The organism is Acinetobacter sp. WCHAc060033, assembly GCF_004209125.1.
In the GTDB taxonomy this organism is placed as follows: Bacteria; Pseudomonadota; Gammaproteobacteria; order Pseudomonadales; family Moraxellaceae; genus Acinetobacter; species Acinetobacter wuhouensis.
The window spans coordinates 1-22,800 of record NZ_SGSW01000051.1 but is presented as its reverse complement, the minus strand read 5'-3'; the positions used below and the strand labels follow the sequence as shown (position 1 = coordinate 22,800).

General features: G+C 40.0%; 33 protein-coding genes and 1 pseudogene. 33 read left to right on the top strand and 1 reads right to left on the bottom strand.

Annotated features, from left to right (window positions below; translation table 11 throughout):
• Positions 1 to 12: 12 nt before the first annotated feature.
• From EXE10_RS17555 to EXE10_RS21985, 23 genes are all read left to right on the top strand, one after another.
• The gene (locus tag EXE10_RS17555) at positions 13 to 447 is read left to right on the top strand and encodes a hypothetical protein (RefSeq protein WP_130114243.1); all 435 of its coding nucleotides are present in this window, start codon (positions 13 to 15) and stop codon (positions 445 to 447) included.
• 18 nt (positions 448 to 465) lie between these two features.
• Complete coding sequence (locus EXE10_RS17550) at positions 466 to 1,020, top strand: hypothetical protein (RefSeq protein WP_130114240.1); 555 nt, start codon at positions 466 to 468, stop codon at positions 1,018 to 1,020.
• 125 nt (positions 1,021 to 1,145) lie between these two features.
• Positions 1,146 to 1,313: a hypothetical protein gene (locus tag EXE10_RS21560; RefSeq protein ID WP_165383042.1), complete on the top strand. Its 168-nt coding sequence runs from the start codon at positions 1,146 to 1,148 to the stop codon at positions 1,311 to 1,313.
• A 211-nt stretch (positions 1,314 to 1,524) separates the two neighbouring features.
• Positions 1,525 to 2,172: a putative metallopeptidase gene (locus EXE10_RS17545; RefSeq protein ID WP_213073859.1), complete on the top strand. Its 648-nt coding sequence runs from the start codon at positions 1,525 to 1,527 to the stop codon at positions 2,170 to 2,172.
• A gap of 48 nt (positions 2,173 to 2,220) precedes the next feature.
• Positions 2,221 to 2,673 carry a DUF2280 domain-containing protein gene (locus EXE10_RS17540; protein ID WP_130114238.1) on the top strand — a complete coding sequence of 151 codons (453 nt, stop codon included), beginning with the start codon at positions 2,221 to 2,223 and terminating at the stop codon, positions 2,671 to 2,673.
• A complete protein-coding gene (locus tag EXE10_RS17535) occupies positions 2,654 to 3,910 on the top strand; it encodes a PBSX family phage terminase large subunit (RefSeq protein ID WP_130114237.1) in 1,257 nt (418 codons plus the stop codon). Before EXE10_RS17540 ends, EXE10_RS17535 begins: the two co-directional genes overlap by 20 nt.
• 10 nt (positions 3,911 to 3,920) lie before the next feature.
• On the top strand, positions 3,921 to 5,327 hold the full coding sequence (locus EXE10_RS17530) for a DUF1073 domain-containing protein (RefSeq protein WP_130114236.1): 1,407 nt from the start codon (positions 3,921 to 3,923) through the stop codon (positions 5,325 to 5,327).
• On the top strand, positions 5,299 to 5,997 hold the full coding sequence (locus EXE10_RS17525; RefSeq protein WP_130114242.1) for a phage minor head protein: 699 nt from the start codon (positions 5,299 to 5,301) through the stop codon (positions 5,995 to 5,997). The genes EXE10_RS17530 and EXE10_RS17525 overlap by 29 nt, the downstream gene beginning before the upstream one ends.
• 44 nt (positions 5,998 to 6,041) lie before the next feature.
• Positions 6,042 to 7,349, top strand: a complete 1,308-nt coding sequence (locus tag EXE10_RS17520; protein ID WP_130114235.1) for a DUF2213 domain-containing protein — start codon at positions 6,042 to 6,044, stop codon at positions 7,347 to 7,349.
• 5 nt (positions 7,350 to 7,354) lie between these two features.
• Positions 7,355 to 7,831: a hypothetical protein gene (locus EXE10_RS17515; protein ID WP_130114234.1), complete on the top strand. Its 477-nt coding sequence runs from the start codon at positions 7,355 to 7,357 to the stop codon at positions 7,829 to 7,831.
• A gap of 64 nt (positions 7,832 to 7,895) precedes the next feature.
• The gene (locus EXE10_RS17510) at positions 7,896 to 8,927 is read left to right on the top strand and encodes a DUF2184 domain-containing protein (RefSeq protein ID WP_130114233.1); all 1,032 of its coding nucleotides are present in this window, start codon (positions 7,896 to 7,898) and stop codon (positions 8,925 to 8,927) included.
• 10 nt (positions 8,928 to 8,937) lie between these two features.
• Positions 8,938 to 9,324: an STY1053 family phage-associated protein gene (locus tag EXE10_RS17505; protein ID WP_130114232.1), complete on the top strand. Its 387-nt coding sequence runs from the start codon at positions 8,938 to 8,940 to the stop codon at positions 9,322 to 9,324.
• 2 nt (positions 9,325 to 9,326) lie between these two features.
• Positions 9,327 to 9,713, top strand: coding sequence for a DUF4054 domain-containing protein (locus EXE10_RS17500; RefSeq protein ID WP_130114231.1), 387 nt, complete (start codon positions 9,327 to 9,329; stop codon positions 9,711 to 9,713).
• Entirely contained in the window at positions 9,707 to 10,204 is a 498-nt protein-coding gene (locus tag EXE10_RS17495; protein WP_130114241.1) for a hypothetical protein, read from the top strand. The genes EXE10_RS17500 and EXE10_RS17495 overlap by 7 nt, the downstream gene beginning before the upstream one ends.
• Positions 10,197 to 10,565, top strand: a complete 369-nt coding sequence (locus EXE10_RS17490; protein WP_130114230.1) for a hypothetical protein — start codon at positions 10,197 to 10,199, stop codon at positions 10,563 to 10,565. The genes EXE10_RS17495 and EXE10_RS17490 overlap by 8 nt, the downstream gene beginning before the upstream one ends.
• A gap of 2 nt (positions 10,566 to 10,567) precedes the next feature.
• Positions 10,568 to 11,101: an LIC_12616 family protein gene (locus tag EXE10_RS17485; protein WP_130114229.1), complete on the top strand. Its 534-nt coding sequence runs from the start codon at positions 10,568 to 10,570 to the stop codon at positions 11,099 to 11,101.
• 12 nt (positions 11,102 to 11,113) lie between these two features.
• Positions 11,114 to 12,232, top strand: coding sequence for a DUF3383 family protein (locus tag EXE10_RS17480; protein ID WP_130114228.1), 1,119 nt, complete (start codon positions 11,114 to 11,116; stop codon positions 12,230 to 12,232).
• Between the two features lie 9 nt (positions 12,233 to 12,241).
• Entirely contained in the window at positions 12,242 to 12,685 is a 444-nt protein-coding gene (locus EXE10_RS17475) for a phage structural protein (protein WP_130114227.1), read from the top strand.
• Positions 12,686 to 12,694: 9 nt separating this feature from the next.
• Positions 12,695 to 13,156: a phage tail assembly chaperone gene (locus EXE10_RS17470; RefSeq protein WP_130114226.1), complete on the top strand. Its 462-nt coding sequence runs from the start codon at positions 12,695 to 12,697 to the stop codon at positions 13,154 to 13,156.
• Between the two features lie 56 nt (positions 13,157 to 13,212).
• Positions 13,213 to 13,347 carry a DUF6889 family protein gene (locus tag EXE10_RS22075; RefSeq protein ID WP_265937144.1) on the top strand — a complete coding sequence of 45 codons (135 nt, stop codon included), beginning with the start codon at positions 13,213 to 13,215 and terminating at the stop codon, positions 13,345 to 13,347.
• A 151-nt stretch (positions 13,348 to 13,498) separates the two neighbouring features.
• Positions 13,499 to 13,675: a hypothetical protein gene (locus EXE10_RS21555; RefSeq protein ID WP_165383041.1), complete on the top strand. Its 177-nt coding sequence runs from the start codon at positions 13,499 to 13,501 to the stop codon at positions 13,673 to 13,675.
• Positions 13,668 to 13,796 carry a hypothetical protein gene (locus EXE10_RS22070; protein WP_265937143.1) on the top strand — a complete coding sequence of 43 codons (129 nt, stop codon included), beginning with the start codon at positions 13,668 to 13,670 and terminating at the stop codon, positions 13,794 to 13,796. Before EXE10_RS21555 ends, EXE10_RS22070 begins: the two co-directional genes overlap by 8 nt.
• Before the next feature lie 12 nt (positions 13,797 to 13,808).
• Positions 13,809 to 16,211, top strand: coding sequence for a phage tail tape measure protein (locus tag EXE10_RS21985; RefSeq protein ID WP_228256858.1), 2,403 nt, complete (start codon positions 13,809 to 13,811; stop codon positions 16,209 to 16,211).
• Between the two features lie 7 nt (positions 16,212 to 16,218).
• On the opposite strand, the gene EXE10_RS17455 is transcribed toward EXE10_RS21985, so the two are convergent.
• Entirely contained in the window at positions 16,219 to 16,572 is a 354-nt protein-coding gene (locus tag EXE10_RS17455) for a lysozyme inhibitor LprI family protein (RefSeq protein ID WP_130114225.1), read from the bottom strand.
• Between the two features lie 193 nt (positions 16,573 to 16,765).
• On the opposite strand from EXE10_RS17455, the gene EXE10_RS17450 reads away from it, so the two are divergent.
• The 10 genes and pseudogenes from EXE10_RS17450 to EXE10_RS17405 form a co-directional block, all read left to right on the top strand.
• On the top strand, positions 16,766 to 16,963 hold the full coding sequence (locus tag EXE10_RS17450) for a hypothetical protein (protein WP_130114224.1): 198 nt from the start codon (positions 16,766 to 16,768) through the stop codon (positions 16,961 to 16,963).
• Positions 16,926 to 17,762, top strand: coding sequence for a hypothetical protein (locus EXE10_RS17445; RefSeq protein WP_130114223.1), 837 nt, complete (start codon positions 16,926 to 16,928; stop codon positions 17,760 to 17,762). The genes EXE10_RS17450 and EXE10_RS17445 overlap by 38 nt, the downstream gene beginning before the upstream one ends.
• 50 nt (positions 17,763 to 17,812) lie before the next feature.
• Complete coding sequence (locus EXE10_RS17440; protein WP_130114222.1) at positions 17,813 to 18,442, top strand: phage baseplate protein; 630 nt, start codon at positions 17,813 to 17,815, stop codon at positions 18,440 to 18,442.
• A 2-nt stretch (positions 18,443 to 18,444) separates the two neighbouring features.
• The gene (locus tag EXE10_RS17435; RefSeq protein WP_130114221.1) at positions 18,445 to 18,744 is read left to right on the top strand and encodes a phage baseplate plug family protein; all 300 of its coding nucleotides are present in this window, start codon (positions 18,445 to 18,447) and stop codon (positions 18,742 to 18,744) included.
• Positions 18,741 to 19,739, top strand: coding sequence for a baseplate hub protein (locus tag EXE10_RS17430; RefSeq protein ID WP_130114220.1), 999 nt, complete (start codon positions 18,741 to 18,743; stop codon positions 19,737 to 19,739). Before EXE10_RS17435 ends, EXE10_RS17430 begins: the two co-directional genes overlap by 4 nt.
• Positions 19,739 to 20,413, top strand: a complete 675-nt coding sequence (locus EXE10_RS17425; RefSeq protein ID WP_130114219.1) for a Gp138 family membrane-puncturing spike protein — start codon at positions 19,739 to 19,741, stop codon at positions 20,411 to 20,413. The genes EXE10_RS17430 and EXE10_RS17425 overlap by 1 nt, the downstream gene beginning before the upstream one ends.
• Before the next feature lie 42 nt (positions 20,414 to 20,455).
• Complete coding sequence (locus tag EXE10_RS17420; RefSeq protein WP_130114218.1) at positions 20,456 to 20,812, top strand: hypothetical protein; 357 nt, start codon at positions 20,456 to 20,458, stop codon at positions 20,810 to 20,812.
• Positions 20,812 to 21,993 (top strand): baseplate J/gp47 family protein, encoded by a 1,182-nt coding sequence (locus tag EXE10_RS17415; protein WP_130114217.1) that lies wholly within the window; start codon positions 20,812 to 20,814, stop codon positions 21,991 to 21,993. The genes EXE10_RS17420 and EXE10_RS17415 overlap by 1 nt, the downstream gene beginning before the upstream one ends.
• Positions 21,986 to 22,579, top strand: a complete 594-nt coding sequence (locus EXE10_RS17410; protein WP_130114216.1) for a DUF2612 domain-containing protein — start codon at positions 21,986 to 21,988, stop codon at positions 22,577 to 22,579. Before EXE10_RS17415 ends, EXE10_RS17410 begins: the two co-directional genes overlap by 8 nt.
• 2 nt (positions 22,580 to 22,581) lie before the next feature.
• Positions 22,582 to 22,800, top strand: a pseudogene (locus EXE10_RS17405) (hypothetical protein); the annotation flags it as partial.

Genomic DNA, 22,800 nt, shown 5'->3' with positions numbered 1-22,800 from the left:
GGATTTTGCGAGGTGAGCGTGAATAAACCCCTCATCATCGGCATTGATCCAGACTTAGAAAAATCAGGGGTGGCTGTCTTAGGGCAGTCATTCGAGCTGAAAAACTTAACTTTTGCTGAAACTGTTGAGTTATTCCGCAGTCATCAAGATCAAATCAAAAAAGTAGTCATCGAAGCAGGTTGGTTGAACAAGAAATCAAACCTGCATGGTCGTTATGGTCAATCTAAGCGTGCAGGAGAGCGAATAGCTAAGAATGTGGGGGAAAACCATGCAACAGGTAAATTACTCGTAGAAATGGCTGAATCATTGGGCTTGGCGGTGGTATTGGTTAAACCCACCAAGTCTAAAAAGAATTCAGAAGAATTTAATCGCATTACAGGCTGGCAGGGTCGAACAAACCAAGAACAGCGTGATGCAGGTATGTTGATATTTGGAATGAAGGTTTAGAAACGGTTTAGGTGGGATATGAACGCAGTAGCAGACAAGTTTGAACAATTCGAGTGGTTGACTCACGGCATCACTGCTAAGTCACCGCAATTTAGTGATGAGGCGAAAGGTACAGGGGAAAAGCCATTGGATTATCAAGATCGCTTGGGTGCTATTGCAAGCATGGAAACTCAGTTGGAAAAGTCGGTGACGAGTGTGATTGTTTTTGGTGAACATGCCAAGAGTGACTATGAGTTTATTCGCAATCACTTGGCTAAAATTATGATGAATGGGGCTTATGAAGATAAGCGTCGTGAACCTGAGCATATTGCGATTTATCATTTAGCTTGGCTTATTGCGGGTATGGTTATAGCGTTTGCTATGGATCCAGAGCATGAGAGTAACTTTACCGCAAAAGGGCGACTGCATTTGGCAGCAGGTGTTAAATCTTATCAGATGACTTTAAAAGCTTATGATTCAACTTGGAAGCAGTATGAAAACATGATGACTATTGCTCTAGAAACTTCAATCAAGTGCGCTGCGGAAGCAGTAGAAAAGTATAGAAAAAACACTTACAAAGAATTTAAAGCATAAAGCTAGTAAAATTTTCCTGACTAAGCTATAGTTTCACTATACTGGTCGTATTACGGTTTTCCGAGACCAAGTGTGACTTTGCACAGGATGTGCATTATCTTAATAACCATTTGAAAGGATTTTTAATGGAACAATTTTTTGAAACTATTCTCAAATACAGTATCAATCTTGCGGTTGATAGAGTTTACGAGGGAATACAAACTGAATTAAATCAAGACAGTAGTATTGGTGCTGAAATAGCACTGGTGTTTATTGAAAAGGGTTACAAAAACCTAAAGGCTGAATTGCAATAACTTTGATTTAAATTGGTTGAGAAGCTCACAGAAATGTGGGCTTTTTAAGATTCAGAGTTTATATACCTATCCCACTCCATGACAAAGATAGGTATTTTTTTTGCTTAAAAGTTTACCCTCGTCACTTCGGTGACTTTTGCCGAACGTATTACGGCACATAAAGCCCCTCGCACTCTAGATGTTGAGGGGTTTTTGTTTTTTATTTGGTGTGATTATGAATGAACTTGGCTTTGTCATACAACAACGTCCATATCCACCTGAATGGATATTTGCATTAGATACTCCAAACTTTGCTCCAACACCAGAATTATGGCGATGGATAAAATCAATATTTCTAAACCCTGAGCATAAATTATTCAACCCTGATCACGCGCATCTTTGTGCGTACTGCTATCCGCAAATCGCAGTAATGTGGGCGAGAAGTGGATTTAGAAAGCAAGGTCGTATTGTTGTTGGTCAGGCTGAAAAATTAATGATCAATGCGGGTGGATGGAAGAAAGAGCGTCAAGAAGAGCAATTTTATCAATGGTTCAATGGTATGCCTGATTATTTAATAACAATTGATGCGACATACGCACAACAGGCTAATGATATTGATTTTTGCGCATTGATTGAACATGAGTTGTATCACATTGCACATAAGAAAGATCAGTGGGGAACACCATCTTATAACCGAAAAACAGGAAAGCCTAATTTAGAAATTAAAGGGCACGATGTTGAAGAGTTTACAGGTGTCGTTCGTCGTTATGGTGCAGGCAAAGATGTTCAAGAGATGGTTGATGCTGCAAACCAAAGACCTACAGTTGCTAAAGCGGATGTGCATCATGCGTGTGGAACCTGTTATTTGAGAGTGGTTTAAATATTTTTTTGCCGTTCTTCTTGGATGTACTTGGATGGAATGGTGGAAATGGCACGTATTACCAAGAAGGTGAAGTTATTCATCGTTAGGATGCTGGCCGAGTTTGAATCACCGACCCAAGCATCCAAGACAGTAAAAGAGATATTTAAATTAGATGTCACTCCTCAGCAATGTGAAGCATACGATCCAACAAAACGAACTGGTCAGGACTTAAGCCAAGAGCTCCGAGATAAATTCTTCGAGTACCGTCGCCAGGCCAATGAAGAACTAGAAGCTATCCCGATTGCCAATAAACGTTATCGCCTGCAATTACTACAGGGCCTGGTGGATAATTTCCCTAATAACCCTGTACTTATTCCAAAATGGACTGAGCAGGCGGCTAAAGAAATGAGTAATCATTACAGCAATGATAAAAAAATTGATGTGACATCAAAAGGTGAATCAGTCAATAAACCCACAATCATCGAATTGGTAGCACCAGATGGCGAAAGTACAGATTGAGTTACCACCTAAGCTTATCCCAGTATTTTCGCAGCCAAATGTACGATATCGCTCATCATGGGGTGGTCGCGGTTCCGGAAAAACAAGAACATTTGCCCTTATGACTGCTATAAAGGGTTACATGTATGCTGAAGCAGGTGTGAGTGGTCTTATTCTTGGTGCGCGTGAATTCATGAATACACTGTCTGAATCCTCAATGGAGGAGATTAAGCAGGCAATTCGTTCAGTTCCGTTCCTAAAGTCCTATTACGAAATGGGCGAGAATTACATCCGAACTAAGAACCGTCGTGTTAGTTATGGTTTTGCTGGACTTCGTCATAATCTGGACAGCATTAAGTCGAAAGCACGTATTTTACTTTGCTGGGTAGATGAGGCTGAAACGGTATCTGAAATTGCATGGCGTAAATTACTCCCAACAGTGCGAGAAGATGGTTCGGAGGTATGGGTAACATGGAACCCTGAACGTCGTGACAGTGCTACCAGCAAACGATTTAGGCATGAGCAAATATTTGATGAGTTAACGGGTGAGCTGATCGGTGTTGGTGTTGAGATGAATTATTCAGACAACCCATGGTTCCCTGAAGTGCTGGAAATTGAACGGCGACAAGACCAGGCCAATCAGGATGATGCGACATATCGTTGGATATGGGAAGGTGATTATTTAGAGCTATCCGAAGCACAGATTTTTCGAAATAAATACAAGGTTGAGGCATTTGCTGATGATCTTTGGAAGAGTGCAGACCGTTTATTCTTCGGTGCTGACTTCGGTTTTGCCAATGATCCAAATACTTTAATTCGATCGTTCATTATCGACAATACGTTGCATATTGAATATGAAGCCTTTGGCGTTGGTGTTGATTTAGATGAAATGGCGCAGTTTTACGATTCTGTACCAGGTGCAAGAGATTGGCCAATTAAAGGCGACTGCTCTAGACCTGAGACGATTAGTTATTTACGCCGTCAAGGGTTCAATATCGATGCAGCAGAAAAATGGCAAGGTTCCGTAGAAGACGGCATTGCACACATCAAAGGCTTTGAAAAAGTAATCATTCATCCACGTTGCAAACACACCTTGGAAGAATTTAGGAATTATTCGTACAAAAAAGACCGTCTGACCGATGAGGTTTTACCGATCATTGTAGATAAATGGAATCACGGAATTGATGCAATTAGATATTCATTAGATGGGTACATCATGGCACGTGGTGGCACTGGTGTTTGGGCGCGTTTAGCATAGAGATACAACAATGGGCTTAATTAAATTTACCAAGGATTCGTTCCAAAATTTTGCTGCACGTGTGGGCTTAGGCGCTGGAAATCAACACGATCAATCAACTTATGGTTTTAACTTCACCAGTCGAGATCGATTAAAGCTCGAAGCTATGTACCGAAGCTCATGGGTTGTCGGTCAAGTGGTGGACGTTGTAGCGGAAGATATGACGCGTAAGGGTATTACTTTGCGTGGAATGGATAGTCCTGAGGATGTTGAGGAGATTAACCAAGAACTTGACCGATTAGAGATTTGGGACAACCTAAGTGACACAATCAAATGGTCACGCTTATATGGCGGTGCCATTGCAGTCATGTTGATTGATGGACAGAATGTTTCAACACCACTGAATATTAATACGGTGGGTAAAGATCAGTTCAAAGGCTTATTGGTTTTAGATCGCTGGATGATATTGCCTGATCTGCAAGATTTAGTCACCGAATATGGCCCTGATTATGGTAAGCCTAAATTCTACGATGTGATTACCGATTCAGTTGGCTTATGTAATCAGCGCATTCACTACAGCCGTGTTATTCGCATGGATGGAATCAATCTACCATACTGGCAATTGATAGCTGAAAATCTATGGGGGCAATCAGTCATTGAGCGTTTAGAAGATCGTTTAACGATTTTTGATAGTGCGACATTAGGTGCAGGTCAACTGGTTTATAAGGCTCACTTGCGAACATACAAGATCAAAGGCTTGCGAGATATTATCGCCACTGGTGGTCGAGCTTTTGATGGCCTGGTGAAGCAGATTGAGCATATCCGCTTATGGCAATCCAACGAAGGTATGACTTTAATGGATGCTGATGATGAGTTTGAGGCGCACTCCTACAGCTTTTCAGGTTTAAACGATATTTTATTGCAATTTGGGCAGCAACTCTCAGGCGCTACACAAATCCCCTTAGTTCGATTATTTGGTCAATCACCAGCGGGCTTAAATGCAACAGGTGAGTCTGATCTATCCAACTACTACGACAATATCAATCAGCAACAAGAGCGACGCTTACGCACACCATTGCACACACTGCTTGCTGTGGTGTCGTTATCAGTTCTTGGTAAGCCACTGCCTAAGACATTTAAATTTGACTTTGCATCACTCTGGCAAATTGATGATGAGAAGAAAGCATCTATTGCAAATTCGGTAGCCGATGCGATTACTAAGGTTGAGGATTCTGGATTGATTAGCCGAAAGACAGCATTGAAAGAGTTGCGTCAATCAGCAGAGGTTACAGGTGTTTTTTCTCATATTACCGATGAAGAGATTGACCAGGCCGATGATGATCCACCACGCCCACGCGGAGAATTAGACGATGAGACAGAATCGAATGAATCCGAAACTGGCGCGAAAGATGGAGATTCGATACAGTCAGCAGCTTAGGAAAGTTGCAGGCTATGTTGATACGATCGTTAAAGGCTTTGATGTAAACGATCCGAGAACTTGGGCTTTGATTCGTGCATCCTTGAATGAGTACAGCAACACACTTCATTTTTGGGCAGAAAATACAGCTGGTCGAATCATTACGGATGTAGCATTACGTGATGAAAAGACTTGGTTGATCCATGCACAAGATCTGTCGAGAGGCATGAGAGACCAAATTCGTAATACTGACATTGGTGCCGTGTATCAACAGTTGTTGAATGAGCAAGTTAGCTTGATTAAGTCACTTCCACTCAATGCTGCTCAGCGTATTCATGATCTATCTACTCGGGCTTTAATTGAGGGGAATCGGGCTAGTGATATTTCAGGCTTGATCATGGCGACTGGTCAAGTCACCAAGGCGCGAGCGAATACAATTGCACGTACTGAGGTGAGTAGGGCTACCAGTATTTTTACTCAAGCACGTGCAGAGAATTTAGGATCAGAAGGGTATATTTGGCGTACCAGTGAGGATGAAGATGTACGTAAAAGACACCAAGAATTGAACGGAAAGTTTTATGAGTGGGATGACCCGCCGATTGTTGATGTAAAGTCAGGTCGCAGAGCGCATGCGGGTTGTGATATAAATTGCCGATGCTATCCTGAACCCATAATACCAGATGACTATTAACCACCCTAGAGGTGGTTTTTTAATGCCTATCGAAAGGTAAAACTATGTTTAAAAAGAAACCAAAATCCAAGGCTACGCTCGATCGATCAAACTTCCATACCACTGGTCACATTGGGCGTACACGAGAAACCACACCTGAAGGTTATTTGTTATGCCGTGATGTGCCTATCGCACGTTTAGGCAAGCTGATGTATGGCGATGGTGAAGTACCTGTCACAGCGGATGATAAAGGTCTAATTATTATTGAGCGTGATGAAGATGCTTTATTTAATCCTCAGACTATTGCGAGCTTTGAGGGCAAACCTGTTACGGATGATCATCCAGATGATTGGGTGAGTCCTGAAAATCACAAAGAGTTGTCAAACGGTACGGCACATGATGTACGCCGTGGCGAAGGAGTGGAATCAGATTATTTAATGGCTGATTTGCTTATCACCGATAAAGATACGATTGATGCGGTTATGGGTGGGAAAGTTGAAATTTCTTTAGGTTATGACGCCGATTACACAGAAATTGGAGTCGGTAAAGGGATTCAAACTAATATTTTTGGAAATCACATTGCGCTTGTTGATAAAGGGCGTTGTGGGTCACGTTGTTCAATTGGAGACAGTTTTATGTCTAAGAAGAAAGTTAGTTTTGCAGATCGCATTCGCAATCTAGTTAAAACAAAAGATGCTGATGAAGCTGAGAAATTAGCTAAAGCGGTTGAAGATGAAGCGCCAGATATTAAAACAGAGGATGATGATAATCCTGAGGATGAGTCAAGTACTCAGACTGGTGATGCTGCTTTTCAGGCTGAAATGCGAAAATTCATGAAAACTATGGATAAGCGTATGACAGCAATTGAAAAGAAAAAAACCAAAGATTCTGAATCTGAAGAAGAAAAAACAGAAGACTCAGACGATGAAGAATCTGAAACCAAAGATGATGTATTGAATGCTGAAAAAACAGATAAGTTGTCTGAAAACGGTGTTCAAAACCATACGGGTGATTCACTTAAACAGGTTTTATCTCGTGCGGAAATTTTAGCACCAGGTATTAAGCTGCCAACCACAGATAGTGCAAACAATGGTAAAGCGGTGCTTGCTGCAAAACGCATGACATTAAAACAAGCCCATGCTACTACAGATGGTCAAAATGCTATTGCGCCTTTTATTGGTACTTATACTGACTTTGACACAATGCCTGTAGCAACGATTGATGCTGCATTTATTGGTGCATCTGAGTTAATCAAACAAAAAAATAACACTGCGGGTGTACGCTCTGGCATTTCAACTCGTGATTTTGGTCGCGCACCTGCAACACCTGCCGACATTAATGCACGTAACCGTGAATTTTGGAATAAAGGATAATAAACATGAGTAATGCATTTTTATATCGCATGCCTTCGGGCATTCCAGGCGATGTGAGCCGAAAATCACATTCAACAACTGAAGCGCATCTTGCTAAAGGTAGTTTTGGTGCATTTGGTATCTTCGGGAAATTAACAACTGATGGTTTTGTACCCTTGGTTGCTGGTGACACAGTGGTACATGGCTTAATTGTTCGTTCATACCCAACTCAATCAGCATTAAATGGTTTGGGTGCGGCAGTGCCACAATCAGGCATCATGCATGATGTTTTACGCCGTGGTTATATGACTGTCCGCTGTAATGCAGGTAATGCGAAAAAAGCAGGTTCAGTATTTGTTCGTGTAGGTGCAGCTACTGACCTCAAGCCGATTGGTGGTATTGAAGCAATTGCCGATGCTGCAAACACAATTGAGTTAAAAAATGCCATGTTCATGCATGATGCAGATGCACAGGGTAATGTTGAAATCTCATTTAATATCTAAAGTATAGTTGATGTAAAAGAGGACGCTATATGCGTCTATTTTTACGTCTGGAGAAAATAAAAATATGAGTAAATTACTCTTAGCTACTTCGGTAGCGCAGGCGGTAGCAATGGCAGCTCAACCTATCCGTGCACGTACACGCGACAATGGTATGGGTATGCATACATTTGATTCGCGCACAGTAGATAGCACTGGTGCTTTCTTATTGGGTGAATTAGAACGCTTAGATCAAACAATGCATGATCCACTTGTTAGTGTGACATGGGGACGTGACATTGATCTACGTTCTGATGTGTCAATTGCTGATGAAACATCATCATTTACAAACTCAACTTTTGCTGCTGCGGGTGGTCCATCTGGTGGTGGTAAATCGTGGGTTGGTAAAAATACTGATGCTATTGCAGGTATTGCGTTAGATATCGGTAAAACAGCACAACCATTGACACTATGGGCAACTCAAATTGGCTGGACACTTCCAGAGCTTGAGTCTGCTCGTGCAGTTGGTCGTCCTGTTGATTCTCAAAAATACTCAGGTTTGTTACTTAAGCATCAAATGGATGTAGATGAGCAAGTCTACATTGGTGATGAAGTTATTGGTGTGGAAGGCTTGCTTAACTCTTCAAAAGTGGGTGCAACAAACGTCAATAAAAACTGGAAACTTGCTACACCGCAGGAAATCCTAGATGACGTGAACTTGATCTTAAATAACGCTTGGGTGGCATCTGGTTTTGCTGTGTGTCCTGATAAGTTGTTATTACCCCCAGTTCAGTTCAGTTTGCTTACATCACGCATTGTGAGTGAAGCGGGTAATATTTCGATTCTCGAATTCTTAAAAGCGAACAGTTTAAGCAACTCGGTGAATGGTCGCCCACTGGATATCCAACCATCAAAATGGTGTGTTAAGCGTGGTGTTGGTGATACAGATCGTATGCTGACTTATACGCAGTCAGAAAACCGTGTTCGCTTCCCAATGGTGCCGTTACAACGCACTCCGATTGAATATCGCGATTTACGTCAATTGACCACTTACTTTGGTCGCTTAGGTGCTGTTGAGTGGGTTTACCCTGAAACTGCTTACTATGCTGACGGTCTGTAAGGAGTTTGACATGTCTAAGATGATACAGATTCTTTTAAGCAAGCAACTTACTGTAAACCTTGGTCGTGATGACCAAGGGGAAGCAAAGACTGTTGTCTTGCAAGCAGGCTTACAAGAAGTCGAGCAATCAATTGCTGAACACTGGTTTGTGAAAGCACACTCACAAGAAATCACCTCAAGCGATGTGCATTCGCATGAGCTACAAGAGGCTCTTGATTTAGCGAATGCCTCAATTGAATCGTTAAAGGTTCAGTCTGAAGCAGCAGATAAAAAAATCGCTGATTTGGAAAAACTTGGTGCTGAAAAGGACAAAGCAATTGAATCGTTAAAGGTTCAGTTAAACAAAGCTTCACAAGTACCAGAAAACACCAAAACAGCAGAACCAAAGGCGAAATAATCATGCTAGATGAGCCATCCTTTCGTGAATCTATGCCGATGTTTGCTGATACTACGGTTTATCCGCAGTTTCAGTTTAATTTCTATTTAAAACTTGGACTAAAGCTTTTAAACGAGCGCCGTTGGGGTGACTTGCTAGATGAAGGTTTAACCTTTTTTATTGCTCATTATTTAACATTGTATAAACGCTCAATGGCTTCCGCAGCTATTGGTGGGGATGCAGGAAAAGTGGTGGGCAATGAAACATCAAAATCAGTCGATAGTGTTTCAAAATCTATGGATGTGTCAGGGATTTTAAATACCGATGCAGGGCATTGGAATCAAACCACATTTGGTTTGCAATTCTATCAACTCATGATGATGATCGGTGCAGGGGGAATTCAATTGTGAGTGATGTTATAGCAACTGGAAATGGCTTGTTAGACATTCTTCAAGCTGTTTCAGAATTATCTCAAGTTGAAGTCTTAGTGGGTGTGCCTGAGGGGGAAAATCGAGATGGCGGTATGAGTAATGCTGAAATTGGTTACTTGCTAGAAACAGGATCGCCTGCAATGAATCTTCCAGATCGTCCGCACTTAGTACCAGGTGTTGAGCAAGTTCAAGAGATTGTCGCTGAAAAGCTCACTTGGGCTGTAGATGCTGCCTTAACTGGTAACTCTAAACGCATGTATTTCTATCTTGAATCAGCAGGTATGAAAGCAACGATGAGTGTTAAAAGATTCATCAATGCTGGAGAGTTTATGCCACTTGCACCACTTACAATTAAAATGCGTAAGGCTCGTGGGAAAAAATCCGAAAAGCCACTGGTTGATACTGCTCAGTACCGAAACTCGCATACATACATCATTAAGAAAGGTGATAAGGAGATTAAACGTGCCTAGTTTGGATGTTTCTGATGTTCTTCTTGATCCTGACTTTATGACTAGCGATTTGGTGTGTAATCGAAAATCCGTGGTTGTGGGTGATAATGGTCGCCCGCAAACAACTCTTGCAAGCAATCCATTTTCAGGTGTTGTGACAACAAACAATGGTTTGAATATGGATCGTCGTGAAGACGGCACACTAATTAAAGGTGCCATCAATATTCATACGCAATTCGCTTTAACTTCGGGTAGTTCGGGACTAAATGCAGATGAGATTTTATGGAAAGGTAAGACTTACATAGTTTCGCAAGTCTTGGATAATGAACACTATGGTGCCGGTTTCGTTAAAGCAATTTGCGAACTTAAGCCCTTGGGGTGATTATGGGTGATTCTGCTAAAGATGGGTATCTCCAGCCAAACGGTGCAGTTAAATACGATCGAGAGCTTGAAGATGTATTTCAAGGCTTTATTGTAGGAATAACATCACTTAAGGGACAGTTTGTTCGCCCTCGGTATCAAGAAGAACCACCACCAATGCCTGCGATTAGTACGGACTGGTGTGCTTTTGCAATAAAGACAATTACACCTGATGATGGGCCTTATTTTCAGCAAAATGATGAAGATATGGATTCTATTCGTCATGAAGAGATTGAATTGTTTTTATCTTTCTATGGCAACAATGGCCAATCATTTGCAAATATCTTTAAAGATGGTTTAGCTATTCCGCAAAACATTGCACAGATACGTAAGCACAAAATCAAATTTGTTGGGTGTGGTGAAATACGCACTGCTCCTGACTTCCTAAATCAACAGTACGTTCATCGCTATGACGTGGTTGCTACATTTAGGCGCAAAACTAAGCGAACGTATGCAGTTAAACCATTCCTCGGTTATCAAATCAAAATAAAACATTAGGAGTAGTCAGCGATGACGTTACCCGTTTCTAGTGTCGTCAATGTCAGTATTTCGCTGGCATCATTGGCGGCAGGCCCTCGTTCGTTTGGAACATTATTAATTCTCGGCACAACAAGTGGCGTGATCGACACAATTGAACGTATGCGCGAATATTCAAGCATTGATGAGGTTGGTGACGATTACGGTGTTGACGACCCTGAATATAAGGCCGCTAAAGCTTATTTCGGTCAGTCACCAAAGCCACGTTCTTTGTACATTGGTTATTGGGCTAAAACAGATATTACAGCTGAAAAGATTGAAGATGCAGTTAATGAGTGCTTGGAATCACTTAAATGGTACGGCTTAACCATTGCTGCTGATTTGACTGATATTGAAGTTGATTCTGTGGCTTCCCTTATTGAAGCGTCTGATCCAGTGCGTATTTTTGGTTATACAACACAGCAAGAGGATACTGTGTTGACAACTGAAACAGATACAGCATTCAAACTTGCTAAGAAGGGGTGTCGCCGTACGTTCACAATCTTTTCTTCAGACAATGCTTATGCAGCAGCATCGTTGTTTGGGCGAATGTTTACGGTCAATTTCATGGCGACAAACAGCACAATTACGCTGAAGTTCAAACAACTACCTGGTATTGCTGCGGAAAACCTAAAAACACGTGAAGCCAAAGCATTGGCATCTAAAAAATGTAATGTATTTGTCGAATACAACAATGACACAGCGATTTTGCAAGAAGGTGTTATGTGTGACGGCTCATTTATTGATGAGATTCACGGCTTGGATTGGCTGCAAAATCATTTAGAGACTGCGCTTTGGAATCTTTATTACACCAGTACAACCAAGATTCCTCAAACACCTGTGGGCGTGAATCGTCAATGCGGTGTACTTGAACGCGCGTGTGAACAAGGCATGACAAATGGATTGATGGGCGAAGGTCGCTGGAATGGTGATAGTTTTGGCGCATTAGAAACAGGCGATTATCTACCTAAAGGCTTTTATGTCTATGCCAATAGTCTTGATGATCAAGCTCAATCAGAACGCGAAGCACGTAAAGCCCCAGTCTTTCAAATTGCAGCAAAATTAGCAGGTGCTATTCACTTCGCTGATGTTGTTGTTTCGGTTAATCGTTAAGGAGTTATTATGAGCACATATAGTTTCATTGACACTCAATGCTCATTTACGAGCGACGATGGTGTTATTGATTTGGGTTATGGCGCGGGAGTTGCGGAAGAAGGTATTACATTCGCAATGGCGGGCGATAAAAATACCATGACGATTGGTGCAGATGGTGAAGGTATGCATTCTTTGCATGCTGATAATTCGGGCCAAGTCACTATTCGCTTACTTAAAACATCATCTGCGAATGCAAAATTACTCAACATTTACAACGCTCAAAAAGGCATTACTCGTAAATGGGGTAAGAATACGATCACTTTAAACCACTCTGGATCAGGTGATAACCACACAGCTTTAAAGTGTGCATTTAAGAAAATTCCCGATTATACAAACGCTAAAACAGGGGCAATGGTTGAGTGGGTTTTTGATTCAATCAAAGTCGATATGAAGTACGGCACTTACGAATAGGATTAATCTATGAATGAGATCATCACAGTTGGTGGTCATGATTACACAATCGGGCGCTTAAATGCGCTCGATCAGTTTCATGTATCCCGAAAAATTGCACCAGTCATTCCTACACTTATGCCAATTATTACCGAAGTTGCCAAAGGTGATTTATCGAAAACAATTGAGTCTATTGAAAGCGGAAGCAATGGCGAACTTGAAAACCTTGAGCCACTGGCACAGGCTTTAGAACCATTCATGGAAGCTTTTGCAAAAATGCCAGAAGACGATGTGAATTACATTATTTACAAGTGTTTAGCTGTTGTTAAGCGTGGTTCAGCTATAGTTTGTCGTGGTCAAACGATGATGTTTGATGATCTAGATATGGCTCAAATTTTACCGCTTGTGGTTGCTGTAATCCGTGTCAGCTTATCAAATTTTATTCAAGGACTGCTTACGAAGGCATCAGCAATTCAAGCGCAGTCCACGTAGATTTTAAAAATCTTCCAGATGAAGAGGATTGGCTTTTACGTCCAGTCGTCAAAGGCATGTGTAAATTTGAGTCGCTGAAAAATGGCAAAATTGATTTAGCTGAAATTGCCTTAATGAATGATGCTTTGGATGTGATTGCTGACAATGAATATTTGATTGAAGAAGCAAGGGAAAGGGATCGTGAAAAATAAAAAAAAGTTGTATTAAGCGATTTTACAACTTTATCAAATGTGATTTTGAAATTTAAAAATCAATAATCATAAAAAGCAAAAACCCAAGATTCGCAGTCTTGGGTTTTTTGTTTCCATCTGAACGACTAAGAACAAAAGGAAAAGATATTACATGACTGATTTTATCACAAATTTAAACGGGTTGTTAAAAATGACAGCAGATATTTCTATGTGGCGTTTAGTGTTTTTGTTACTAGCTGTAATTGCTTGCATACTTGCTTGGCAATCACCGCAACTCCTCAAAGCATATTTTCAATACAAGAAACACAAAAGTGATGAAGATGAGTGAATCAGGCGCTAACAAAGCAGGTAACAAATTAGCAAATGCAGCAATCATTGCAGCAATTTTATTCGGAATTTCTGCATTAATAGCAGCACTTGGCGTGGCTTACAAAAACATCATTGGTTAAAGAGGGTATCTCATGGCACAAGAAGGTGTAATTCGCAACTTCATGGTTGCATTAGGTTTTCAGACTGATAATAGCGGTCTGGGGCAAATGCAAGATGCCATGAAAGGCGTTGAGTTAAAGGCTGTCGCACTAAAAGGCGCATTGCTTGCCTTAGCGACAGGTGCGGTTGCTGCTGTACGTCAAACTGCGAGTGAATTAGATAAGCTCTACTTTTCATCTCAACGTATTGGTGCAAGTGCCAATAATATTAATGCTTATGGTAATGCGATTGCTCAATTAGGTGGAAATGCTGAAGGGGCAATAGGCTCATTAGAATCTCTCGCTGAAAAGATACGTAACTCCCCTGGTTATGAAAGCCAAATTAAAAGCTTAGGTGTAGATACGCGTAACGCAAATGGTGAGATGCGAGATCGTGTCGAAGTCATGAAAGACCTTAGTGGTGTGCTTTCTCAAATGCCAGCGTACCAAGCGAATGCATATGCCAACTCATTAGGTATTGATCAAAATACATTACTGGCTATGCGTGATGGTAAATTCATGGCCAACATGGAGAAGTACCAAAATATTCAAAAAGAACTTGGTATGAATGATGATCTTGCTAAATCTGGCAATGAATTCATGACCGAGTATCGTGATCTAACAATGATGACTAAGACAGGTTTTCAAGTCATTGTTATGCAAGCAGGCAAGGCTCTTATTCCAGTCTTGCGCTTACTCAATCAATTGATCATGGCAGGAATATCAGCATTTAGTCAGTTGAATCCTGAAATTAAGCAAATGCTAGGCGTTGGTCTGCGATTTGGTATGCTGATTCTGGTATTTGGTGGATTTATTAAAGCTTTCGGCATGGTTTTTAAATTCATCCCAATGATAAAAAGTTTTATTGGTGTATTAAAACTATTCCGTTTAGCTTTTCTTGCCTCACCAATAGGCATTATTTTGGCTTTAGCTTCTGCATTAGCCTTACTATGGGATGACTATAAGACATGGAAAGAGGGTGGAAAGTCATTATTCGACTGGTCCAAGTGGACAAATGGCATTGATAAAATTATTAGTAAGATTAAAGATTTCTTAGCAATGCTGAATAAGATCAAAGACAATGTTATTAACTTTGTTCAGAAGATTGTTTCAGATCCCGTTGAAGCCATTAAAGACGTGGTTGATACCGCTAAGAACGGCTTAAATGAATTAGCAGACCCAAAACCTAATGAAGATAGAGACACTCCTCCTCCTAACAATCTTGCGGTAGGTATTGATAAAGCATTCGGATGGGTGGATCAAGGTCTTGCCTCACTAGGCAACAAAGATGCTCAAATTCGTGTAGAACAGCGTGAACGTGGCGAAATAGGTTATTCGAAAACTGAAACACCTAAGGATAAAAAAGCGTTAGCGAAATTTGCTGAAACAGCACCTCAGCCAAATACAGCGCAACCAATTAAATCACCAACACAACCCAATCAGACAAGTTTCACCAATAAGATTGAAAATATTACTCAAAAAGGGGTTGATGCTGTGGTGAGTGTGGCTACGATGGCTCAGAATGTGGTTAAGGAAAGTGCAAATATCAATTCCGATATTCATGAAGAGTTAGGAACGGTCTCAGCAAAATATGAGGGTAAAATTGGTAGCGCTAATAAAGATGTAGATCAGAATGGAAAACCTGCTGGATGGGCTTATGGTAAATTTCAATTTAATAGTGCTAAAGGGGGATTGGCTACATTTTTTAAAGATAATCCACAAATAGCCAAGCATTTTGAAGGACTGAGACCAGGTACAGATTCCTTTAATAAAAAATGGAAAGAACTGGCTAAATCAGATCCGGTAGGTTTTGAGAAAGCTCAAAATAAAAGCGCTGCGAAAATTTGGTTCGAGCCCGCCAAGCAAGCATACGCAAAATCTGGATTTAACTTAAAAAACAGAGGTGTTCAGGAAGCTATCTTTAGTAGCTCAATTCAGCATGGTGGTGTTGTTAAATATTTATTACCAAAAATCAAAAGACAGGTTGGTAAAGATATTTCACTATTAAGTCCTCAAGAGCAAATTAGGGCGATTTATAAAGGACGAACTGCTTATCATGAGAGAGGGCGAAAACGATATGAAGCTGAAATGAAAGATGCACTTAAGTTAAGCAATAGTTGGACAAGGGAAATTCCTGTTAATACTGGTGCTAACTCTATCAAAACTAATGGAGTTATTAAGAATTTTTCACCACCTTCAGGGAATCCAGACAAGTCACACATCAATAACGTAAATTCAAGAATGAGTGCTTCTAAAGTTACCATTCATCAAGAATTTAAGACTGATATGACGATTAATGGGGCGAAAGAACCTATTGAATCAGCTAACGCTGTAAAGCGTCAGCAAGAAAATTCAATGACAGTTATGGCAAGAAATGCGAAGGCTATTTTGGTGTAAACGTACTCTAATTATCGCCTAATCTATCTTTCAATTCTTGTTCACGTGTGGTCGATTTTTTTATAAGGCATGCAAGTTGATTAGATGTAAACCCTGTTCTATCATCTATTCTGCTTGCATCATACAAACAGTCTGCTTCTTTATACTGCACCCAAAGACGTTGTGCTTTTATAAGCTTTTGTTTGCTTTCAGAAGAAGTCATTCTTAAACTTTCTTGATAAGTAGATAGTAACTTTTGATCTGCAAATTTCAGTTTTTGTTGATAGCATTCTCTTTTATCGGTAGAGGAATCTATATTTGAACAATCCGCCCAAGCTCCACCACTAACTAAAAGGGTAAGTAAGAGTAGTAATTTTTTCATTGGTCTGATTCTCGAATAGTAGTCTTAATACTTAGAGTATCGTTTTGATCATTACTCTTTTCAATGCATTTTGCTCAATGTGTGTTAAAAACACACAATATATTATTTGACCAAGAAATAGTGAGTCGTTATGATCATATGGAACTAATTCTAGATACTTAGAATCTGGGTGTTTTATCTAAGGAGGTTTCGCATGAACTTTTCGTTTAAATTTGGAAACCATAAGCAAAATGAACAATTTAATGAAGCTGCTAAGGTTTTGACAGAAGCTGCTGAAGCTTACAAAAAAGCTATGCAGGAAAGTGCATCTCAGTATAATGAACATAGAAAAAAAGCTGAGGAGCAGATAAATCGTGGCGCAAGACTCACAAGACATCAAATCAATCTTTGATTTTTTTTACATTGATAACCCAAAGATAAAATCATTCTATGCTCAGCTTAATGGCATGGGTTCACTAAATACATTAAAAAGTACTAGTCAAATTGGTGATACTCGTAAGCTAGAAGCTACTGTAGGTTTACCTACTGTAACTGGCGGAAAAATGGGGAATGATCACACAGTAAATACAACATCTGAACATCTGTATGATGGCATGCCTACAATGCCGCGTGAAATGATAAATAAACTAGATGAGCTGGGATTTATTCAAAGAGAATTAGATCCAAGTAATCTGGGTAATTTAGTTTTAGCTGAAGGCTATTTAAATATTACAGATATTGAAGTAATGAAGGGTGTCATTGACCCTACAATAAAGTTCATGATGAATAGTATGCCAAACACAACAGCTGCGCATAAGGAACGTAGGAAAAATCTAGAATCAACGATTGCACCACTGGTTGATTTTATGAAGAATGTTCCATTTGCTTTAAGCTGCAATCTGTTTGTGCCATCTGAAGGTGATCAACTAGTTCAGGTTTGGATGAGCTTATCGCGCGAGGATATGTCTACTGTTATTCATGACATAAATTTTAAACACGGTGAAAAGCTTGCTGGAAAGTGGTATGTGCTTGGCATTTTGGATGCTATTCCAAACTCGCTGGATTCAAGCAATATCACTTTGCCTAGTAACGGAGAAATGGAGCAATTTAAATCTGCAATGTCTGAGATGATGAAAATGTTTGGTAGAGAGAATGAAGCATATGGCATGACACCTATTGCTATTTTTAGAGTCCTAAAACCAAAAACGTAAATTATAATTTTTAAGTAGCCACCGAAAGGTGGTTTTTTTATAGGTGAAATATGTCAATAAACTCGATCTTAAATACTGCTTTAAGTACTGTTGCTGCATCACCTTTATCTGAAATTGCAGGTTCACTTTTGCTTGCAGGTCGTGGACGTACCATAATGGGGCTTTTCGCTGATGTGACGATTGAGGAAAAGCACAAAGACGAACTGCAAATTACTGAGCATCCAACAGAAGTCGGTTCGCCTATGTCTGACCATGCATATAAAGAGCCTCCTGAAGTAACAATTAAGGTCGGTTGGTCAGAAAGTGCAGGCAAGTTAAATGGATTAGTAGGTGATTCGCTTCTATCAGAAACCACTGGCCTAGTTGCTGTTTATGAAACACTGCAACAGCTTCAAAACTTAAAGCAACTTTTGGTAATTTCTACAGGTAAACGTCTTTACACCAATATGTTAATCAAGTCGCTTGGATGCACAACAGATTTACAAACAGAAAATGTCTTGATGATCGAAATGACGCTTAAAAAAGTATTCTTAGTTCAATCATCTGAAACAATTGTTTTACTTGATAACCAAACTAATCCAGCGACTACTGCAGGCGTCTCCAATGGCGGTACGGTTCAAGCGACACCAGTAAATGAATCAACTTTGAGCAAGATTGCTACTGGTATTTTTGGGAATTAATTATGGGCTTATATAAAATCACTTTAGGTATTGGAAATCAAAAGTTCGCTGTTCAGCTCAATAAAATCACCTATAAATTGCAACTTATTTATCGATTAAATTGTTGGTACTTGGATGTAATGGACGGTTCTGAAAATCCGATTATTTCGGGTTTGGCCATGAATCCAAATCTAGATTTACTTGAGCAACATCAACACTTAATCAAAGGCTCACTCTTTGTAACCAATTCAAATAAAGATGAGTCGCAAGAGTTTTATGATTTGGGTTCAAAAATCCAGTTGTATTGGAGTGATCCATCATGACATTACTATGGGACCGTAAGTGTAAATTAACTGTGCAAATTAATAATGGTCAACCTGAAGCGCTAGATCTATCCGACTTTAAAATTGTATTTCACATTGGACAGGCGACCACTTCAACACCGAAAGCTGCGGAATTTTATATTTACAATCTAAGTGAATCTACAATGAATCGCTTAGCTGGAATGAACAATGAACGTATTGAAACTACTTTAATTTTTGAAAGTGGATACATGCTTGGCCCTTTAGAAATCGTTTTCAAAGGTCGGGTTTTTCAATATCGCCGTGGACGAGATAATCCTACTGATACTTGGCTATGTATTCTTGCCCAAAGTGGTGACAGATTAAAAAATGCTGCCTTAGTGAATCAATGCGTACCTGCAGGTACTACGATTGATGACACGGGCAAAATTTTAATTGCTGAGGCAAATAAACAAGGAATTGAAAATGGTGATTTAGTGGATCTTCGTCAACAGCAATATCCACGTGGGCGTGTGTTTTTTGGATCGTTAGAACAGAATTTACGTCAGCTCTATGAAGAAAATAACATGCTTATAGACTTCTCAGATGACACATTAAGCATTGCGCCAGTGATTGGATATACACCAGTACCTGTTCAAGTGCTTACGCCTACAACGGGGATGGTAGGGATGCCACAATTAACAAGTGAGGGGCTAAAGGTTTCTTGCTTGTTGAATCCTAAAATGAAGTGGGGCGGACGTGTTCAAGTCGAAATGACCAATTTACAAACTGAGGGGTACGATATTTCCTATGGTGGCCAAGAGGTAGATCAACCGCAAAAGGATCCCAGAATGGCTACCAATGCAGGGGGGCTGTTTCTCATCCGATCTGTAGAACATCATGGCGATACAAGGGGTAATGATTGGTACACCGATTTAGTCTGTATAGGAATTGATGCGGTAGTGCCAAAAACTGGCATCACGGTTGATGCTGTAGATGAAAATTGGCGACCATCTCAAACAGAAGGGGTAAGTTAATGGCGTTGAGTTTTAATGAGCTTGCACCCGATCAACTATCCATCATACAAGACTCCATTAGAGCTGAGTTAGCAAATTTTTGGACAGCATTACCTTGTGAGGTTGATAGTTATAATTCGGATGCGGTTACAGTCAATGTACAACCCTTGATTAAAATCCCAATTCGCACTGAAGCAGGTGACATTGAAACAGTTGAGCTTCCTGTTATTCAGGATGTTCCAGTAATGTTTCCGTGCGCTGGTGGATTCACGATTACCCATCCAATCGATAAGGGTGATGAATGCTTAGTTTCATTTGCAGATCGAAATATTGATTTGTGGTGGCAATCAGGTGGAATTCAGAATCCATTTGATACACGCAAACACGACTTATCTGATGGATTTGCATTCTTTAAACCACAATCACAAACAAAAAAAATCAGCAACATTTCTACTGAAAACCTAGAAATTCGCAACGATGCGAATACTTGCAAAATTCAAATCACGCCAAGTGGAGAAATTCACTTTCTGGGCTCAAAAGCTGTTTTTCATTGTGATGTGGAAATGAATAAAAGTTTGACAGTAACAGGTATTATCAAATCCCTTTCAGATGTATTTGCCAAAGCGATCAGTTTATTTAGTCATAAACATGGTGGGGTCAAGTCCGGTAGTGATACTTCTGGAACACCGCAATAACAAATAAAACCAAATACAGGGGGAGCGAAAGCGTCTTTTTTTATGCGCTATAGAAAACAAGATGAACAGGGTGATTACAGCTTTGGATCAGGTCTAAATGATTTTCATATAGATAGTGCTGAAGCCATTGCCCAAGCAATAGAAACACGGCTCAAGTTGTGGATAGGAGAATGGTTTGCTGATACCTCAGACGGCACTGGATGGTCACAAGCCATATTAGGAAAACAGTCTAAAAACTTATATGAATTGACCTTGCGTCAGCGTGTTTTAGAAACCTACGGAGTGACTTCAATAGAGTCGTTTCAAAGCTCACTCGACCATGAAACTAGACGCCTAACCGTATCAATGACCGTGAATACCATTTATGGCCAAACAACAGTAACAGGAGCTTATGACTAATGGCACTAACAACAATAGCACCTGTAATTAATGAAAATGGCATAAGTGCGCCGACTTATGATCAGATCCTTGCGTATTTCAAACAGCAGTACAGGAATATATATGGCAATGATGTATATCTAGAAAATGATAGTTTAGACGGTCAGTTTTTGGGGGTACTATCTTTAGCTTTTAATGATGTAAATGCAGTCTGTGTTAAAACCTATAATTCATTTAGTCCTAAAACTGCGGATACAGAAGCATTAACACGCAATGTCAAAATTAATGGCATCACACGGGCTTTAGCAACATTCTCCACTGTAGATGTGACAATATCAGGAGTATCAGGAACACTAATCAAAGCGGGAATTGTTGGCGACACCAATAACAATAAGTGGATATTACCTTCGAACATCACTATACCGCAGTCAGGCTCTATCGTTGTTTCTGCAATCGCTGAGAATGCAGGCGCAGTTTTAGCATCTGCAAATACAATAAAAACAATCTTGAACCCTACACGTGGTTGGCAAAGCGTAAATAATCAGAACTCGTCATCTATAGGTCAAGATGCTGAAACCAATGCAAGACTGAGACAACGCCAAGCTTTATCAGTGGCTATTCCATCTCAATCAATGCCTGAAGGATTGCGAGGGGCTATTCTTGATTTGCCGAATGTCACTCGATGTAAGTATTTTGAAAATAAGCAAACTATCGCAGATGCAAACGGATTACCGCCTAAATCGCTTTGTGTGATTGCCTACGGTGGTGATTCACAAGCGATTGGTAATTTAATTCATAAATACAAGTCTATGGGTTGCGCTCTATACGGAAATACAAGCATTACAGTAGTCAATGTTTACGGTGATGCAGAAACGATCAAGCTATATCGTCCAGATGTAGTCAACATCAATTTCAAGCTTCAAATCACAACAAATGAATCTTATAGCGCAGATACAGCAGACTCTATTCGTAAGTTGCTCGCTGAGTATGTCAATGCTTTAGATATTGGTGACAAGATTACGCAAAATAAATTAATTGGTGCTGCCAATCTCTATGGTGCAGAACAAAGCCAAACCTATGAGGTTTCTTCAATCATTATTGTGGCCAACAACGTTGAATATATGAATGATTATATTTTGCCATTTGGTTGCGTAGCCTTTTGTGATCCATCTTTAATTCAAATCGAGGTGACAAGTGGATGATAAAACGATTGGGGATTATAAAAAGTTAATTACCAGTCAGCATCGTTCTAAACAAAAATTTATTGCAATGATTGAAGCAGTCAATTCCCCGTTAGTTGACTGCTTTAATTTTTTGAATAACTTGCATGGCCATTACGATGTTGATACTGCAACAGATCCATATCTTGAAACTTTAGCGCGCTGGACTGGAACGCCGTTAATTATTCCTGGTGCAGCACAGCTTGAATATTTTGGTTTTATTGATCAAGAAAATGCACTGACGTTTGGTGAAACAGATGATCCAAATGTGGGTGGTTATTTTCGTGAATCAGGGCAGTCGGGAACAGGCGGTCTAACCCCAAAAGGGCAATTTTTAAGAAATTTAATTAAGGCAAAAATTCTTAAAAATGTAAGTACAGGAAATATTGATCAAACGAAAGAGATTTTTAAACTTGTGCTCAATCACGATCAATTCAAAGTGACTGATAATAGAGACATGTCTGTGACTTTTAAATTTTTAACAAGAGAATCTCATGCTGACAAAATTCTTGTGCAGCTTTTTTTCCCATTGCCTGCGGGCGTTTCATTAATTATTGAGAGTGCTTAAAAATGGCAGTAGAAAAAATTGTTGAATTTGCAAAAACAGGGCAAAAAAATACAGAAGGATTAGATCAAGAAGCAGGATTCCCTGTAAATTTAAAACCTGCGCGACAGTGGTTTAATTTCTTATTTAACAAACTAACATCATCTATCAATGCGCTTATTGATGAAAATTATATTCGCCATAATGAAATTGTCGACAACTTAGTAACTAATGACAAAGACAAG

What these genes read in the sequence shown, in the direction of transcription:
- EXE10_RS17470 (WP_130114226.1), top strand. Translation starts at nt 12,695, where the DNA reads ATGAATGAGATCATCACAGTTGGTGGTCATGATTACACAATCGGGCGC.
- EXE10_RS17415 (WP_130114217.1), top strand. Translation starts at nt 20,812, where the DNA reads ATGGCACTAACAACAATAGCACCTGTAATTAATGAAAATGGCATAAGT.
- EXE10_RS17455 (WP_130114225.1), bottom strand. Translation starts at nt 16,572, where the DNA reads ATGAAAAAATTACTACTCTTACTTACCCTTTTAGTTAGTGGTGGAGCT.
- EXE10_RS21985 (WP_228256858.1), top strand. Translation starts at nt 13,809, where the DNA reads ATGGCACAAGAAGGTGTAATTCGCAACTTCATGGTTGCATTAGGTTTT.
- EXE10_RS17475 (WP_130114227.1), top strand. Translation starts at nt 12,242, where the DNA reads ATGAGCACATATAGTTTCATTGACACTCAATGCTCATTTACGAGCGAC.
- EXE10_RS17550 (WP_130114240.1), top strand. Translation starts at nt 466, where the DNA reads ATGAACGCAGTAGCAGACAAGTTTGAACAATTCGAGTGGTTGACTCAC.
- EXE10_RS17435 (WP_130114221.1), top strand. Translation starts at nt 18,445, where the DNA reads ATGGGCTTATATAAAATCACTTTAGGTATTGGAAATCAAAAGTTCGCT.
- EXE10_RS21555 (WP_165383041.1), top strand. Translation starts at nt 13,499, where the DNA reads ATGACTGATTTTATCACAAATTTAAACGGGTTGTTAAAAATGACAGCA.
- EXE10_RS17420 (WP_130114218.1), top strand. Translation starts at nt 20,456, where the DNA reads ATGCGCTATAGAAAACAAGATGAACAGGGTGATTACAGCTTTGGATCA.
- EXE10_RS17520 (WP_130114235.1), top strand. Translation starts at nt 6,042, where the DNA reads ATGTTTAAAAAGAAACCAAAATCCAAGGCTACGCTCGATCGATCAAAC.
- EXE10_RS21560 (WP_165383042.1), top strand. Translation starts at nt 1,146, where the DNA reads ATGGAACAATTTTTTGAAACTATTCTCAAATACAGTATCAATCTTGCG.
- EXE10_RS22070 (WP_265937143.1), top strand. Translation starts at nt 13,668, where the DNA reads ATGAGTGAATCAGGCGCTAACAAAGCAGGTAACAAATTAGCAAATGCA.
- EXE10_RS17425 (WP_130114219.1), top strand. Translation starts at nt 19,739, where the DNA reads ATGGCGTTGAGTTTTAATGAGCTTGCACCCGATCAACTATCCATCATA.
- EXE10_RS17450 (WP_130114224.1), top strand. Translation starts at nt 16,766, where the DNA reads ATGAACTTTTCGTTTAAATTTGGAAACCATAAGCAAAATGAACAATTT.
- EXE10_RS17430 (WP_130114220.1), top strand. Translation starts at nt 18,741, where the DNA reads ATGACATTACTATGGGACCGTAAGTGTAAATTAACTGTGCAAATTAAT.
- EXE10_RS17505 (WP_130114232.1), top strand. Translation starts at nt 8,938, where the DNA reads ATGTCTAAGATGATACAGATTCTTTTAAGCAAGCAACTTACTGTAAAC.
- EXE10_RS17480 (WP_130114228.1), top strand. Translation starts at nt 11,114, where the DNA reads ATGACGTTACCCGTTTCTAGTGTCGTCAATGTCAGTATTTCGCTGGCA.
- EXE10_RS17440 (WP_130114222.1), top strand. Translation starts at nt 17,813, where the DNA reads ATGTCAATAAACTCGATCTTAAATACTGCTTTAAGTACTGTTGCTGCA.
- EXE10_RS22075 (WP_265937144.1), top strand. Translation starts at nt 13,213, where the DNA reads ATGTGTAAATTTGAGTCGCTGAAAAATGGCAAAATTGATTTAGCTGAA.
- EXE10_RS17525 (WP_130114242.1), top strand. Translation starts at nt 5,299, where the DNA reads ATGGAGATTCGATACAGTCAGCAGCTTAGGAAAGTTGCAGGCTATGTT.
- EXE10_RS17485 (WP_130114229.1), top strand. Translation starts at nt 10,568, where the DNA reads ATGGGTGATTCTGCTAAAGATGGGTATCTCCAGCCAAACGGTGCAGTT.
- EXE10_RS17540 (WP_130114238.1), top strand. Translation starts at nt 2,221, where the DNA reads ATGGCACGTATTACCAAGAAGGTGAAGTTATTCATCGTTAGGATGCTG.
- EXE10_RS17530 (WP_130114236.1), top strand. Translation starts at nt 3,921, where the DNA reads ATGGGCTTAATTAAATTTACCAAGGATTCGTTCCAAAATTTTGCTGCA.
- EXE10_RS17535 (WP_130114237.1), top strand. Translation starts at nt 2,654, where the DNA reads ATGGCGAAAGTACAGATTGAGTTACCACCTAAGCTTATCCCAGTATTT.
- EXE10_RS17515 (WP_130114234.1), top strand. Translation starts at nt 7,355, where the DNA reads ATGAGTAATGCATTTTTATATCGCATGCCTTCGGGCATTCCAGGCGAT.
- EXE10_RS17500 (WP_130114231.1), top strand. Translation starts at nt 9,327, where the DNA reads ATGCTAGATGAGCCATCCTTTCGTGAATCTATGCCGATGTTTGCTGAT.
- EXE10_RS17510 (WP_130114233.1), top strand. Translation starts at nt 7,896, where the DNA reads ATGAGTAAATTACTCTTAGCTACTTCGGTAGCGCAGGCGGTAGCAATG.